This window comes from Aquifex sp. (assembly GCF_056494385.1).
On the sequence record NZ_JBSLZM010000014.1, the window covers coordinates 1 to 13958 of the forward strand.

The window sequence follows — 13958 nt, forward strand, 5'->3', positions numbered from 1 at the left end:
GGAACTTCTCGGTGGATGAAGTTGTAGTAAAACTGGAGAACGTTTACAAAGAAATCGGCGGAAGGGTTATTCTGAACAACATAAACTTTGAGGTGAAAAAGGGAGAAATATTTTCAATAATAGGAGGAAGCGGAAGCGGTAAGACATCCATAACGAAGTTAATCGTCGGTCTTTGGAAACCAACGAAAGGAAGGGTTCTCGTTTTTGGCAAAGACGTTGCAAGCCTAAATAAGTTTGAGCTGAACGAAGTCAGAAGAAAGATAGGATACGTATTTCAGGAAGGGGCGCTCTTTGACAGTTACAAGGTATGGGAAAACGTTGTCTTTTACTACCTTGAGAAGGAAAGCAGAACGGAAAAGGAACTCAAAGAACTCGCACTTGAGAAGTTAAGAATGGTTAATCTTAATGAAGACGTCCTTGAGCTTTACCCTTCCGACCTCTCAGGCGGGATGAGAAAGAGGGTCGCGATAGCGAGAGCTTTGGCGACGAATCCCGAGCTCGTTATTTACGACGAGCCAACCTCCGGACTTGACCCCATAACGAGCAGGAGGATAGATGAACTTGTTGTAGAACTGAGAGATAAAACGGGAAGCACAGCGTTAATAGTTACCCACGATATGATATCCGCTTTCACAATATCGGATAGGGTTTTAGTGATAAAAGAAGGAAACTTAATAGCTATAGGAAGACCCTTTGAGGTTATGGAACACCCTGACCCTTACATTCAGTCCTTCGTAGGGGATATTAAGTCTTGTCTTAAGGCTATTCACGTCTAAAATAAAGCTGTATGCTTAAAAACCCCCTTTTTATCCACGGCTGGGGTTTTTCCTCAAAGGTTTTTAAAAACTTCAGAGGGATAAAGTATGACCTTCCGGCGCACGGAAAGAATAAAAAACCTTATGTAAGTTTTAAGGAAATACTTAAGGAACTTGCTACCTTAACCTGGAAGGAACACGACGTAGTAGGGTGGTCCCTGGGAGGAAGCGTAGCACTCCTTTTTTCTTACTTATATCCCCAAAAGGTAAACAGATTAATACTAATAGGAACGACGCCCTTTTTCGGAGGAGCGTGGGAGAAGAAGAACGTAAGAGCTATGAAGGTAAACGTAAGACGAAAGGGAATTTCTTTTTTCAGGAGAATAGCTTACGGGAAGTTTGAGGACTTCTTTGATTACAACAACGGCTTCAGGCTTCTGGACGATTACGTTAAGCTAAACCTCTACCCCGTTCTCAGGTGTATAAATAAAGAGGTTTTTATAATCCAGGGAACGGAGGATAGGATAGTTCCTCCTTCGGAAGCATACAGGCTTTATAAATCTCTTAAGAATGCTAAATTAATCTTTCTTAAAGGAGGTCACTTTCCTGTCAGGAATGAGGCAGATATTAAGCTTTCGCTTCTCAAGGGCGGCAACCACATACGAGGAGTGGGCACTTCCCCAAAGGGAAACCGCTAAAAGACTTGTTGAGTTTGTAAAACCTGAGGGTTTAATCCTTGACCTCGGGTGCGGTACCGGTTTTGTTTCAGAACATATAAAAGGTATACCCGTAGGACTTGATATATCCGAGGATATGGTAAAGGTTTACACCGAAAGGTTCGCAAAAGGCGTTATCGGTGATGCGGAAAACTTGCCTTTTAAAAATGAAAGCTTTGATTACGTTCTTAGTAACTTTGCACTTCATTGGACAGACTGGAAAAGGAGCATAAAAGAGGCCTTGAGAGTGTCAAGGAAAGGTGTAGGTATATCAATACCCGTTGAGGGTAGTGTAAGCTTTTCGGAGTTTCCCTTTCCGAAGGAGGAAGAGGTATTAGAGTATTTTAGGCCCTCCGATTACCTTATACTTGACGTGGAAATCCCCTTTAGCGGTTTTGAACTACTTAAGTTTTTTCATTTTACCGGAACAAGCCTATACAAAGGGAAGAAGAGGGTAAAAACGAGAAAAGAGCTTGAGGAGCTGGTAAAACATTCCCGCAGGGAGAAGTTCAGGGTTTTACTCCTAAAGCTTTTAAAATGAACTTAAATGCTGAAGTTCTTTGAAGAAGTAGGGAAGGCTACGCTTCTTACTTTTTGGTCTATTATCTTCCTGTTTAAGGAACCTCCTAAGTTGAAACACTTCATACAGCAGCTTACATACGTCGCGGCTGAAACAACACCCGTTGTCGTTATAACCTCTCTATTCAGCGGTGGGGTCATAGCCCTCCAGACATACTCAACCTTTCACAAGTTTAACGCAGAATACCTCATAGGGGCGGTCGTAGCTCTTTCCATGGGAAGGGAGCTTGCTCCTGTTCTTACTTCCCTAATGGTGGTGGCCAGGGTGGGTTCGGCGATGACGGCAAGCATAGGGACTATGAGGATAACCCAGCAGATAGACGCCCTTGAGGTTATGGCTATAAATCCCGTAAGCTTCCTTGTAACGCCCCGTATCTTCGCGACAACTTTAGGTGTTCCGATGCTAACCGTCTTGGCCGATATTTCAGGTATTTTCGGAGGATGGTTCGTAGCTACTAAACTTTTCGGTGTGAACGAATACTTATACTGGAGGAAGATGGTTGACCTTACGGAGTTTCACGACATTATGGGAGGGATATACAAGGCTATGTTCTTCGGTTTTATAATAGGTGCGGTTAGCTGTTATTACGGCTTTTACACAACAGGGGGAACAAAAGGTGTAGGAAGAGCCACAACAAGTTCGGTCGTTACTTCTTCAATGCTTGTCCTTATCTCGGATTACTTCCTTACGGCTTTAATCTTTTAAAACCGTTTCTCTCGCTCCGACCTCAACTATCTTATCAATAAGTCTGTCTATACCCCACCTGTTTTGTGCGGAGATGATTACCGCATCTCCTTCAACAAACGCAGTATGGGGAAGGTGGTTCATCTCCTCCTCGGTTTCAACTATTCGGTCTGCCTTATTAAGGACGTATATAATGGGTTTCTCGTCCGCGTTAAGCTCCTTTAACACTTCGTTAACCGTATTTATGTAGTCAAGCCATCCGTCGTCGGATACGTCAACAACGTGGAGTATTATATCCGCTTCCTGAACCTCCTCAAGGGTCGCTTTAAAGCTCTCTATGAGCTCCGGGGGAAGCTTTCTAATGAACCCTACCGTGTCGGTGAAAAGTATTTTTAAGTCCGGCATAACCTTTCTTGCAGAGGTTTTCGTGTCAAGGGTTGCAAAGAGCATATCCGCAACGGTAGTTCCTTTCTTCGTGAGTGCGTTCATAAGGGTTGACTTCCCTGCGTTCGTGTATCCCACTATGGCAACCCTGAGGATTCTCTCTCCTCTTTCCCCTCTTTCCCTCCTCTTCCTCTGTTCCCTTCTTCTCCTCTTTATATCTTCAAGCTCCTGCCTTATCTTGTGAATACGCTTTTTTATGAGTCTTTTCCTTATCTCCGTTTCTTGTTCACCTGGACCTCTGGTTCCTACACCACCCCCGAGCCTTGAGAGTGTCTTACCCTTTCCGTGGAGTCTCGGGAGTTCGTGCATGAGTTTAGCAAGTTCAACCTGGAGTTTTGCCTCCTTCGTCTTAGCCCTTCTTGAGAATATCTCAAGAACGAGGTCCGTTCTGTCAAGAACCCTAACACCTATGAGGTTCTCCAGGTTTGATACCTGAGCGGGTGTTAAGAAATCGTCAAACACAACCGTATCAGCTCTGGTTCCCTTTACTATCTCCCTTATCTCTTTAGCCTTTCCGGCACCGACATAATACCTCTGGTCGGGGTAATCCCTCTTCTGGAGAAGGTATCCTAGACTTTTTCCCCCAACCGCTTCGACGAGACCCTTAAGCTCCCTGATAGACTCTCTTGAAAATTCCTTTGATAAATCCTTTCCCCAGACACCTACTAAGACAGCCCTCATTCAAAGAATTAATTTAGTAAGGCATTAAGAACCTTCAACTATTGTGCTTATAGCGTGTTTGTATATGAGGTAGGGATGTCCTTCAACCTCAAGGAGAATAGTATATCTGTCGTGATTGAGCACTTTTCCGACTATCCTGTTTCCCCTTGTCAGGAAAACAGTTATAGTGCTTCCCTTTTCCTTGAACTTGTTAAGCATCTCGTCCTGTATGTTAACTTCCCTTTCTTCCATCGGAAACATCTCAAACCTCCGTTTTTTAAGATTATACTGGTTTTAAATGAAGTTCAAGGTGATATTTTTCCTTCTTGTTCCCCTTTTCCTTTACGGAAAGACATACCTCATTAAGAGCGAAACTCCGCCCTCGGGATTTATAAAGAAGATTTCCGAAAACGTATACCTCGTCGGTGAATCTCTGGCAGGCCAGAGCCTTGACGCTGTCGTTGAGGAAAACTACAAACTCAGAAAGCTCGCAATTCCGAATGACCCCTGTATAAACCTCAGGTGGGACCTTACAGCGGTGGAGGCTTTCTCCGCCTGGGATTACACGACTGGGAGTGAGGATATTTATATCTTTCTACCGGATACGGGTGTTGACTATAACAACCCGGACCTCAGGGAAAATGTCTGGAGAAATCCCGATGAAGTTTGTTACGACGGTGTTGATAACGATAACAACGGATACGTTGATGACTGCTACGGGGTTAACGTCCTTTGCTATCCGAGGGGTGTTTACGACCCTAACGCACAGGGATGTAATGCACCCGATGCCCTTGATAACGACGGTCACGGAACCCACATAGCGGGAATAATAGGTGCAGTAGGAAACAATAATCTCCTTATTTCCGGTATCAACTGGAAGGTGAAGATAATCCCATGTAAGTTTATTGACTCCTCGGGCTTAGGGGATATAGCGGGTGAGTTATCTTGCTTTGAATACTTAAAAAAACTCATAAGGGATAAAAACGTTAAGGTGGTTGCGGTAAACGCCAGTTACGGGAACTACTACCCCGCTTCCCAAATACAGAAAGAAGAGATAGCCTCCTTGGGAAATCTCGGAATACTTTACGTAACAGCTTCGGGAAACAGCGGAAAAGATAACGACCTTTATGAATTTTATCCCTGTAATTACGAGCTTGATAACGTGTTATGCGTCGGTTCCTTTTCAAAGGACAGAAGGCTTTCCTTTTTCTCAAATTACGGCTGGAAAAATGTTGATATACTCGCTCCCGGGGAAGAAATACTTAGCCTAAAACTGAACGGAGGAGGAACCTGCGAAAACGGACTTATAGCTTATTCGGGAACCTCAATGGCGGCACCTTTCGTTACGGGAACGGTGGCTCTTCTAAAAGCTCTGGGCTTTCAAAACGTGAAGGAAAGAATCCTCTTTTCGGGAGATAACTCGCCCGAGCTTGACGGAGAGGTAAACACCTGTAACCTGCTAAACCTCAGGAAGGCGGTAGAAGGTGACCCCGAGCCGAAGATATGTCTCTCGGCAAAGACGCTGGAGTTCGGAACGCTTAACGCTGGAGAGAGTGCAAAAAGGAGTTTTAAGGTAAAGAACTCGGGACTTGTCTCCCTTCGTGTGAACGATGTATCGGTCACGGGAGGGGATTTTTACATCCTTAGGGACGGGTGTTCCGGAAAGGAGTTAAAGAGCGGGGAGGAGTGCACAGTGGAAATAGGCTTTTCTCCTTCTTCTGGAGGGGAAAAGAGGGGTAAGCTAAAGGTTCTTTACGAAGGAAGGGAAAGAAGCTTGAATCTTCACGGAGAAGGCGTTTATTCAGGAGACGGAGGGGGGTGCAATACCGGAAGTTATACGCTCTGGTTAATTCCTCTGGTATTAATACTGAGGAAACTCATCAAAAGTGTGTGAATTTTTACTTACATTAATCCTATGCTGATAAAACCCGGGGATATACAGAAGGTGGGAAACTTACTTATGGATGCGGTTCACGAGGAGGAGATAAGGGTTCTGAACGAGCTTTACGAAGCCCTTACAAAGGGAGATATTGAAGCTTCGGACAAACTTATGGACGAGCTTCTGGTTGACCTTGAGGACCACTTTACAACGGAAGAGGAACTTATGAGGGAGTTTGAGTTTTTCGCCTACCCCATGCATAAAGCTGAACACGACCAGATGAGACGAAGGTTTAAAGAGGTATACGATAAGTGGAAGAAAGAGAAGAACACCGAAAGTGTCATAAGGTTTTTAAAGGAGGAAATGGTTCCTTGGCTTAAAAGTCACGTAGCCAGGTGGGACTCAACGACAGCTATACAGCTCGGGGACTAAAATAAATTTCTATGGACATACTTCAGGTATTGAAGGCTTTATTCTGGCTTATCGTTTCCGAAATTACAGCTTTCTTTATAGCGATAATCGTGGGATTTCCCCTACTCGTGGTTATAATACTTATAGCGAACTGGATTTATAAAAGGTTCGCGAAACGCTTTGAAGAGGAAATTAAAAAGAGGTATCAGGGTAATATTAAGCAGGAGTGATAGCTCTTTCTTTAAGGAATTTCTCCGCCCTCTTTAAATTCTTTGGATGCCCGAAAAGTATTAAGGTGTCTCCCGCCTCTATAGTTGTATCCCCCGATATCGTTACGTTTAGCTTCCCGTCCGGTTTCCTTATCGCTATAACTGTGACGCTTAGAGTTCTTCTGAGGTCAATATCTTTTAGTTTCTTTCCAACTAAGGGAGAATCCTCGGGAATAGGAACCTCACTTATGTCTATTTCCGCCTCTTCTCCGAAGGCTATCCTGTCAAAGAGATCTGATATGTAAGCTGAACTAGTGTGGAATATGTAGGCGGCAAGCCGTGTAGCTAGAAGTCTGTGGGGAACTATAGCTTTATTCGTCCCGAGCTCTTCAAGTTTCTGGGTTGTTTCGGGTGTTGAGGCGAAGGAGAATATAAAGAAGTTGTCTTTATCGGGTCTCATCAATCTTGCTGTAACTATTACCGCTATGTTCCGGGCATCATCACCGAGGTTAACAACCATTCCCCTCGCTCTATGTATTCCTGCAGCGTCAAGAACAACTCTCTTATATGGCTCTTCAATTATGTAAAATTTTATGCCGGCTTCTTTTATCTGCTTTTCCACTTCCCTTCTGCTGTCTATGACCACAAACGGGATTTTCCGCTTTCTGAGAAGATGTGAAAGCTCAACGGTTGTCCTGTTAAAACCGGCTATTATGTAATGTCCCTTCAGCCTTTCTATATCCTTTAACATCTTCCAAGCTCTTAAGGCACCTATGAAGTCTTCTTGAAAGAATATTCTAACGAGAATGGTTACAGCTGTGGTGAATACACCTATACCTCCGAGGGCTAAAAAGGTTGTGAATATTCTTCCGATGAGGGTATCACTTCCCTTCACAACCTCACCGTATCCTATCGTCCCCACGGTAATTATCGTCATGTAAAGGGAGTTAATGAAGTCTCCGTCCGAAAGAAGCATATAGCCTAAGGTCCCCACGGTTATAACAGTATGGAGCATAAGTAAGGGAAGACGGAAAAGAAAAAGAATCCGAAAAAGTCTTTCTTCGTATAGGTCTATTAATCTCTTTTCTTTTTTCTTTTTCCTTATTTTCTTAAGCTTCACGTGTCTTCACACCGATGGAAGATAGGGCCTCCTCACAACGCTTGCAAACGTCACCGATAAACTCACTTTTCGGGTAGTATATCCAGCATCTCGGACACTTTTCCCCTTCAGCCCTTGATACACCGACAACAACCGGAAGTTCTTCTCCTTTTTCTACAATCTCTCCACCCTCACCCGGCTCAAACTGGCTAACCGTAAGGAAGAAGTTCATATAGTCTTTATACTTCTCAACGGTTTTATTTACCTCCCCTTCCGCTTTCAGGTATACCTTAGCCTCGTAAGGGTGCCTTATAAGTCCTTTCTCCTTCCTCGCTATCTCTATAACCCTGAGGACTTCGTCCCTGACCTTCATAAGAAGCTCGTAGTCTTTCAGAACCTCTTCATCTACGAGGTTTTTATCGGGTTTTGGCATCTCGTAGAGGAAAACGCTTTCAGGTAGAGATGGGTTAATCTTCCTCACGTGTTCCCATATCTCTTCTGCGGTAAAGCTAAGGTAAGGTGCTGTTGCGGTTGTCAAAGCAATAAGCAGATGCCATAAAGCGGTTTGGGCGGAACGTCTCTCCTTGGAATTTGGGGCGTAAACGTAGAGTCTGTCCTTGAGAACGTCAAGGTATACCGCGGAAAGGTCAACTATGATAAAGTTCTTTATGGTGTTGTGAACTCTGTAAAAGAGATAGTTCTCGTAGTTTTCGTGAACCTTTTCAAGGATTTTCTGGAGCTTTGAAACTATCCACCTGTCAAAGTGGTGAAGCTCTTTAAATTCCAGAGAGTCCCTTTCGGGATTGAAGTCGTAAAGGTTTCCGAGAATAAACCTCAATGTGTTCCTTATCTTCCTGTAGTCGTCCGCTATCTTCCTCAGGAGGTTTTTCCCGAGTTTTACGTCCTCGGTGTAGTCCTCACTAACGACCCAGAGTCTCAGGATGTCCGCTCCGAACTCCTTTATAACCTCCTGTGGTGAGATAACGTTTCCGAGGGATTTTGACATCTTCCTTCCCTGTTCGTCAACTATAAAGCCGTGGGTAAGAACGGACTTGTAGGGAGCTTCTCCGTAAGAACCTACCGATTCAAGAAGAGAGGCTTGGAACCATCCCCTGTGCTGGTCTGAACCCTCCAGGTATAGGTCAGCTTTTTTAAAACCGAGAGGTCTTATAACGGACGCGTGAGAACAACCAGAGTCAAACCAAACGTCAAGGATATCCTCCTCTTTCTTAAAAGAAGTTCCTCCGCATTTGGGACATTTATAACCTTCGGGTAGTATCTCCTCGGGTGATTTCTCAAACCAGACGTCCGTTCCGCCTGGATGTTTCTCAACGAGACGTGCTATCCTTTCAAATACTTCTTTATCCTTTATAACCTCTCCGCAGTTTTCACAGTAAAAGACCGTTATGGGAACACCCCAGAATCGCTGTCTTGATATACACCAGTCAGGTCTGTTTTCAACCATGCTCTTTATCCTGTTTTTTCCGTATTCGGGTATCCACTTCACCTTTTCTATTTCTTCAAGAGCCCTTTCCCTAAGGGTTTTTCCTTCATACTCTACGTCCATTCCTATAAACCACTGGGGTGTAGCCCTGAATATTACGGGATTCTTACACCTCCAACAGTGAGGGTAGGAGTGTCTTAGCTTTGACTCGTGAACGAGAAATCCCTTTTCTTTTAGAAGACCAACTATTAGTTTGTTAGCGTCAAATACTCTAACACCCCTTATGAATTCAGGAGCGGGCTCAACAAACCTTCCCGAGTCGTCAAGGGGTGCGTAAGGCTCAAGACCGTATCTTCTTCCTACCGTGTAGTCCTCCTGACCGTGCCCCGGTGCCATGTGAACAAGTCCGCTTCCCGTATCAAGGCTTACAAACTCCGAAGGGTAAATCTTCCACATATTCTTCAGAGTTTCTTCCGAAAGGTGTCCCTTTAGTTCGTCCTTTTCAACGAAGGGGTGAACATACTCAAGACCTACGAGCTCACTTCCCTTTACGTTCTTTAAAACTTTTACGTAGGTCTTTCCTATCGTCTTAAAGAAATCTTCAAGGAGCTCCTTCGCAACTATCCAGACCTCTCCCTCCCCAACCTCAACGAGGGAGTAATCCGCATCCTCTTTTACCATAATGCCGAGGTTTGCGGGAAGGGTCCAGGGGGTTGTGGTCCATATGACCGCATAGGTCTTTTTTCCTTCAACTTTTTCCTTTAGGGGAAACTTCACGTATACCGACGGGTCTTCCTTTTCGTAATACTCAACCTCAGCCTCCGCCTCCGCGGTTTTATCGTATATACACCAGTAGACGGGTTTCTTACTCCTGTATGCTAGACCTTTCTCAAAGAATTTACCGAGCTCCCTTATCTCGGTAGCTTCATACTCGGGACTCATAGTGAGATAGGGGTTTTCCCAGTCTCCGAGAACACCGAGTCTTATGAACTCCTCCCTCTGTATGTTCACATACCTGTTTGCATACTCCCTGCACAGCTTCCTGAACTCTGTCTTAGGTAGGTTTTCTTTTCTCATCTTTTTCTTTGAGAGCTCCTTCTCAACGGCACGTTCTATGGGAAGACCGTGGCAGTCCCATCCGGGAATGTAGTTTATGTTCTTTCCGATAAGTAAGTTGTATTTATTTATAACATCCTTGAGAATTTTGTTTAAAGCGTGTCCCACGTGTATGTGCCCGTTTGCATAGGGAGGTCCGTCGTGAAGAACGAAAACTTCCCTTCCCTTTCTCTCCTCTATTATCTTTTTGTAAAGTCCTTTCCACTTTTCGAGGATTTGGGGTTCCTTTTGGGGTAGATTTGCCTTCATAGGAAAATCGGTCCTCGGAAGGTTTAGCGTTTCCTTGTAGTCAAGTTTCTTGTTTGTCATATGAATTATTTTAAGTAATTTATGAGGGTTAAGTTTCTCGGCTCTTTCTACGAGGAGTTTCCCCCTCCTGATTATCCCGAGGTCGTGTTCGTAGGAAGGTCTAACGTCGGGAAGTCCTCACTCCTGAATATGGTTGTAGGTGCAAAGGTGGCAAGGGTTAGTAAAGAACCCGGAAGGACGAGGGCGGTTAACTACTTCCTTCTTGAGGACGAGGTGTATCTCGTTGACGTTCCGGGATACGGATACGCAAAGGTGAAGAGGGAAGAGATGGAAAGGTGGAAAAAGATGATGGAAAAATACTTCCTTGAGAGGAAGGACAACATAAAGATGGCTTTTCTCTTGATTGACAGCGTAGCAGGTGTTCAGCCCCTTGACGAGCAGATGATGGACTGGTTTGAGTATTACGGAATTCCCTACACTGTGGTTCTCACGAAAACCGACAAGGCAACCCAGAAAGAGATAGCACAAACCTTAAAGCAAGTAAAGAAATACGTAGGGGAGGAGGCGATAGTTCTAAGCTCAGCTAAGGAAAACAGGGGAAAGAAGGAGCTTCTCTCAAGAATTCTTAAGTGAGTAAAGTCTGAAGAAGTTCTCAAGTTTAAGGTTATCAACCCTTGCATCGGGGTTTATTCCCGCCCTTTCAAGAAGTTCCTTATCAATTTTCTTCCTTAAGGCTTTCCGCCTGTTTGCAAAAAGTTTAGTAAGAAACTCCTTGTAGTCTCTTAAATCCTTAACCTTAACCTTTTCCCTCCTTACGAGCTTTATAACCGAGGAGTTCACTTTAGGGGGAGGGACGAAGAATCTGGCAGGAACCGTCATAACGTACTCAACATCGTAAAAGCTTCTTACAAAAACCGAAAGCCACCCTGTGTCTCTCTTACCCTCAAGTTTTTCCGCAACCTCCTTCTGAACCATGTAGACCGCTAGAGGAACACAATCCCTGTTAAAAACGGTGTTTTCTATTATGAGACTTGCAACGTTGTAAGGTAAATTCCCGACGAGTTTTAGTTTTTCCCCGAGCTCACAGAAGGGAAACTCGGACGCATCACCGTGAATGACCTCAAGCCTTTCGTCCTCAAGCGTTTTCAGATGTTCCACCATATCTCTGTCAAGTTCTATAACGTAAAGCTTCTTTAATGGATAGGTTAGAAGAACACGCGTGAGGTTTCCGGTTCCCCCTCCTATCTCAACAACCGTATCCCACTCTTTAATCTCAAGGGAGCGGGCTATCTCGTTTAAAACCCCTTTTGATACCAAGATGTGCTGGCCAAATGACTTTTTTAGTCTCATTAAGATTAAAATACTGCTATGGCTAACGCCGTTCTCCTTATTTCATGTCCCGATAGGAAAGGACTTGTCAAGGAGATATCCTCCTTTATAGCGGAAAACAACGGAAACATTGTTAATTTTGACCAGCATATAGACGAGCAGACCGGAACATTCCTTGCAAGGGTTGAGTGGGAACTAAAAGACTTTTCAATCCCCAGAGAAAGGATAAAAGAGGCTTTCGGGAAAAGGGTGGCAAAGAGGTTCGGTATGAACTTTAAGCTCAGCTTTACCGATTACGTTAAGAAGGTTGCGGTTTTCGTCTCAAAACAGGAACACTGCTTTTACGACCTTATGCAGCGGTTTCGCGCGGGGGAACTGAAAGGAGAGGTTAAGCTTGTGATAAGCAATCATGAAAAGGCGAGGAAAACCGCGGAGTTCTTCGGTGTTCCCTTCTATCACATTCCGAAAAGCAGGGAAAACAAGTCGGAGGCTGAAGAGAAGGAGCTTGAACTTTTGGAAAGGAACGGGGTTGAACTAATAATTCTTGCAAGGTATATGCAGATACTTTCTCCGCAATTCGTAAAGAGATACGAAAACAGGATTATAAACATACACCACTCTTTCCTTCCCGCTTTTCCGGGTGCAAGACCCTACGAAAGGGCTTTCAAAAAGGGTGTAAAGATAATAGGGGCAACTGCCCACTACGTGACGGAAGAACTTGACGAAGGTCCCATAATAGAACAGGACGTTGTGAGAGTGAGCCACAAGGACAGCCTTCAGGACTTTATAAGGAAGGGAAAGGACATAGAGAAAATTGTTCTTGCGAGGGCGGTAAAGTGGCATCTTGAGGATAAGGTTCTCGTTTATAATGGGAAGACCGTGGTTTTTGGGTAACTTAAATATACTTCTTAGCCTTTTCTAAAACCTTTTTCACGTATCCCCAGTTATCCGCCCTTATTCCGTTGTAAGCCTTTATGGCAAGCTCCCAGCTTCCGAAACGTTCGTAATTCTCCTTAAGAATTCTTACACCGAGTTCCACGTTAAGCTCAACGTCGTAAAGCTCTTCGGGAGAGCTTATCCCGTATTCTTGCATGAGTCTTTTGTTATGCTTATAGTTTATTTGCATTAAGCCTATATCTTCACTTCCGTCCTTGTTTTTGTTGTAAGCCTTCGGGTTAAAACCGCTTTCCTGTTCAATTATCGCTAAAACTATGTTTAATGGAACACCGTATTTTTCAGCTTTTTTTCTCGCAACCTCCTTTATGTAGGCCTTTCCTACCTCCCTCCTTACGGGAGAAGCGTAAAAGTTAACCGGAGAAAAACTTACCTTTTTTTCCTCTTTAGGGATGTAGGAGTAAAAATCACCCTTTATATGTTTTTCCCTTGTGGTCTTTAACTTTATCGGAGGAGAAAAGAAGTTTTCTATCCTCATATGGATAAAGATAAGATATAAACGACGAATGAAGATAGCTCTTTTTACCGACAGTTTCAGAAAAGATAGAGGTTTCCGAAAAAGGTATAACCACGACAGATTTATAGAATCCCATATAAGGGTTTACCTTTCCTGAACGGTGGGAAAACCTATATTAATTTTCATAATGAAAGCGGAGTTTAATAAGGAGCTTATAAAGAAGTATGACAGACCCGGACCACGTTATACGAGCTACCCTCCTGCTACGGAATTTAACGAAAAGTTCGGAGCGGAAGAGTATATAAAGAGGCTCATAAAGAGTAATGAAAGGAAAACTCCCCTATCCCTATACTTTCATATACCCTTCTGCGAACAGAGGTGTCTTTATTGCGGGTGTAACGTGATAATATCCCACAGGAAGGGCATAGAAGAACCTTACCTTGAGAGGGTTTACAAGGAGATGGATTTAGTCTCCCAGTATATAGACAAGGATAGGAAAGTTATACAGCTCCACTGGGGAGGCGGAACGCCCAATTACCTTAGCCCGGAGCAGATAAAGAGGTTTTTCGAAGAAATAGAGAAAAGGTTTCCTATAGACGAAAATGCGGAGATATCCATAGAGCTTGACCCGAGATACCTTACCGACGAACAGATAAAGGCTATAAAGGAAGTTAGGTTCAACAGGGTAAGTATGGGCATACAGGACCTAAACCCGAAGGTTCAGCAGGTGGTAAACAGGGTTCAACCCTACGAACTCATAAAGGAAAAGATGGAAAAGCTGAGGGAGGCGGGATTTGAAAGTATAAACGTTGACCTCATATACGGACTACCCTATCAGACTAAGGAAAGCTTTGAGGAAACCGTTGAGAAGGTTATAGAGCTTAACCCCGACAGGATAGCGACCTACAGCTTCGCATATATACCCCAGATAAAACCCCACCAACAACTCCTTCCGAAGGAAGCTCTCCCCTC

General features: G+C 44.0%; 16 protein-coding genes. 10 read left to right on the plus strand and 6 right to left on the minus strand.

The genetic code is table 11. From position 1 onward, the window contains the following. Positions 1-11: 11 nt before the first annotated feature. From ACWB1W_RS01190 to ACWB1W_RS01205, 4 genes are read left to right on the plus strand one after another with little or no spacing between them, the layout of a single operon-like run. Positions 12-776, plus strand: a complete 765-nt coding sequence (locus ACWB1W_RS01190) for an ABC transporter ATP-binding protein (protein ID WP_479369582.1) — start codon at positions 12-14, stop codon at positions 774-776. A gap of 11 nt (positions 777-787) precedes the next feature. After that, on the plus strand, positions 788-1453 hold the full coding sequence (locus tag ACWB1W_RS01195) for an alpha/beta fold hydrolase (RefSeq protein WP_479369567.1): 666 nt from the start codon (positions 788-790) through the stop codon (positions 1451-1453). Next, positions 1371-2012, plus strand: coding sequence for a class I SAM-dependent methyltransferase (locus ACWB1W_RS01200; protein WP_479369568.1), 642 nt, complete (start codon positions 1371-1373; stop codon positions 2010-2012). Before ACWB1W_RS01195 ends, ACWB1W_RS01200 begins: the two co-directional genes overlap by 83 nt. A 6-nt stretch (positions 2013-2018) precedes the next feature. Further along, positions 2019-2756 carry an MlaE family lipid ABC transporter permease subunit gene (locus ACWB1W_RS01205; protein WP_479369569.1) on the plus strand — a complete coding sequence of 246 codons (738 nt, stop codon included), beginning with the start codon at positions 2019-2021 and terminating at the stop codon, positions 2754-2756. On the opposite strand, the gene hflX is transcribed toward ACWB1W_RS01205, so the two are convergent. Both hflX and hfq read right to left on the minus strand, forming a co-directional pair. Continuing rightward, on the minus strand, positions 2745-3860 hold the full coding sequence (gene hflX, locus ACWB1W_RS01210) for a GTPase HflX (protein WP_479369570.1): 1116 nt from the start codon (positions 3858-3860) through the stop codon (positions 2745-2747). The two genes, ACWB1W_RS01205 and hflX, sit on opposite strands and share 12 nt — an antisense overlap. 24 nt (positions 3861-3884) lie before the next feature. After that, complete coding sequence (gene hfq, locus ACWB1W_RS01215; protein ID WP_479369571.1) at positions 3885-4091, minus strand: RNA chaperone Hfq; 207 nt, start codon at positions 4089-4091, stop codon at positions 3885-3887. Positions 4092-4137: 46 nt separating this feature from the next. Between hfq and ACWB1W_RS01220 the strand changes: the two genes are divergently transcribed. Genes ACWB1W_RS01220 through ACWB1W_RS01230 form a run of 3 tightly spaced genes read left to right on the plus strand, consistent with a single transcriptional unit; the run spans position 4138 to position 6359 of the window. Further along, a complete protein-coding gene (locus ACWB1W_RS01220) occupies positions 4138-5733 on the plus strand; it encodes a S8 family serine peptidase (RefSeq protein ID WP_479369572.1) in 1596 nt (531 codons plus the stop codon). Positions 5734-5754: 21 nt separating this feature from the next. Beyond that, complete coding sequence (locus ACWB1W_RS01225) at positions 5755-6150, plus strand: bacteriohemerythrin (protein ID WP_479369573.1); 396 nt, start codon at positions 5755-5757, stop codon at positions 6148-6150. 11 nt (positions 6151-6161) lie between these two features. Further along, complete coding sequence (locus ACWB1W_RS01230) at positions 6162-6359, plus strand: hypothetical protein (RefSeq protein WP_479369574.1); 198 nt, start codon at positions 6162-6164, stop codon at positions 6357-6359. Here ACWB1W_RS01230 and ACWB1W_RS01235 read toward each other — a convergent pair. Both ACWB1W_RS01235 and ileS read right to left on the minus strand, forming a co-directional pair. Next, a complete protein-coding gene (locus tag ACWB1W_RS01235; RefSeq protein ID WP_479369575.1) occupies positions 6346-7458 on the minus strand; it encodes a potassium channel family protein in 1113 nt (370 codons plus the stop codon). The two genes, ACWB1W_RS01230 and ACWB1W_RS01235, sit on opposite strands and share 14 nt — an antisense overlap. Continuing rightward, a complete protein-coding gene (gene ileS, locus ACWB1W_RS01240; protein WP_479369576.1) occupies positions 7448-10306 on the minus strand; it encodes an isoleucine--tRNA ligase in 2859 nt (952 codons plus the stop codon). Before ileS ends, ACWB1W_RS01235 begins: the two co-directional genes overlap by 11 nt. 21 nt (positions 10307-10327) lie before the next feature. Between ileS and yihA the strand changes: the two genes are divergently transcribed. Beyond that, positions 10328-10879, plus strand: coding sequence for a ribosome biogenesis GTP-binding protein YihA/YsxC (gene yihA / locus ACWB1W_RS01245; protein WP_479369577.1), 552 nt, complete (start codon positions 10328-10330; stop codon positions 10877-10879). Here yihA and rsmA read toward each other — a convergent pair. Then, positions 10862-11596, minus strand: coding sequence for a 16S rRNA (adenine(1518)-N(6)/adenine(1519)-N(6))-dimethyltransferase RsmA (gene rsmA, locus ACWB1W_RS01250; RefSeq protein WP_479369578.1), 735 nt, complete (start codon positions 11594-11596; stop codon positions 10862-10864). The genes yihA and rsmA overlap by 18 nt on opposite strands. A gap of 18 nt (positions 11597-11614) precedes the next feature. Here rsmA and purU point away from each other — a divergent pair, with 18 nt between their 5' ends. Beyond that, positions 11615-12469, plus strand: a complete 855-nt coding sequence (purU, locus tag ACWB1W_RS01255) for a formyltetrahydrofolate deformylase (protein WP_479369579.1) — start codon at positions 11615-11617, stop codon at positions 12467-12469. A gap of 1 nt (position 12470) precedes the next feature. On the opposite strand, the gene ACWB1W_RS01260 is transcribed toward purU, so the two are convergent. Next, on the minus strand, positions 12471-13007 hold the full coding sequence (locus tag ACWB1W_RS01260) for a lytic transglycosylase domain-containing protein (protein ID WP_479369580.1): 537 nt from the start codon (positions 13005-13007) through the stop codon (positions 12471-12473). 166 nt (positions 13008-13173) lie between these two features. Here ACWB1W_RS01260 and hemN point away from each other — a divergent pair. Then, the coding region (hemN, locus tag ACWB1W_RS01265) for an oxygen-independent coproporphyrinogen III oxidase (protein ID WP_479369581.1) at positions 13174-13958 on the plus strand (785 nt) is incomplete at its 3' end.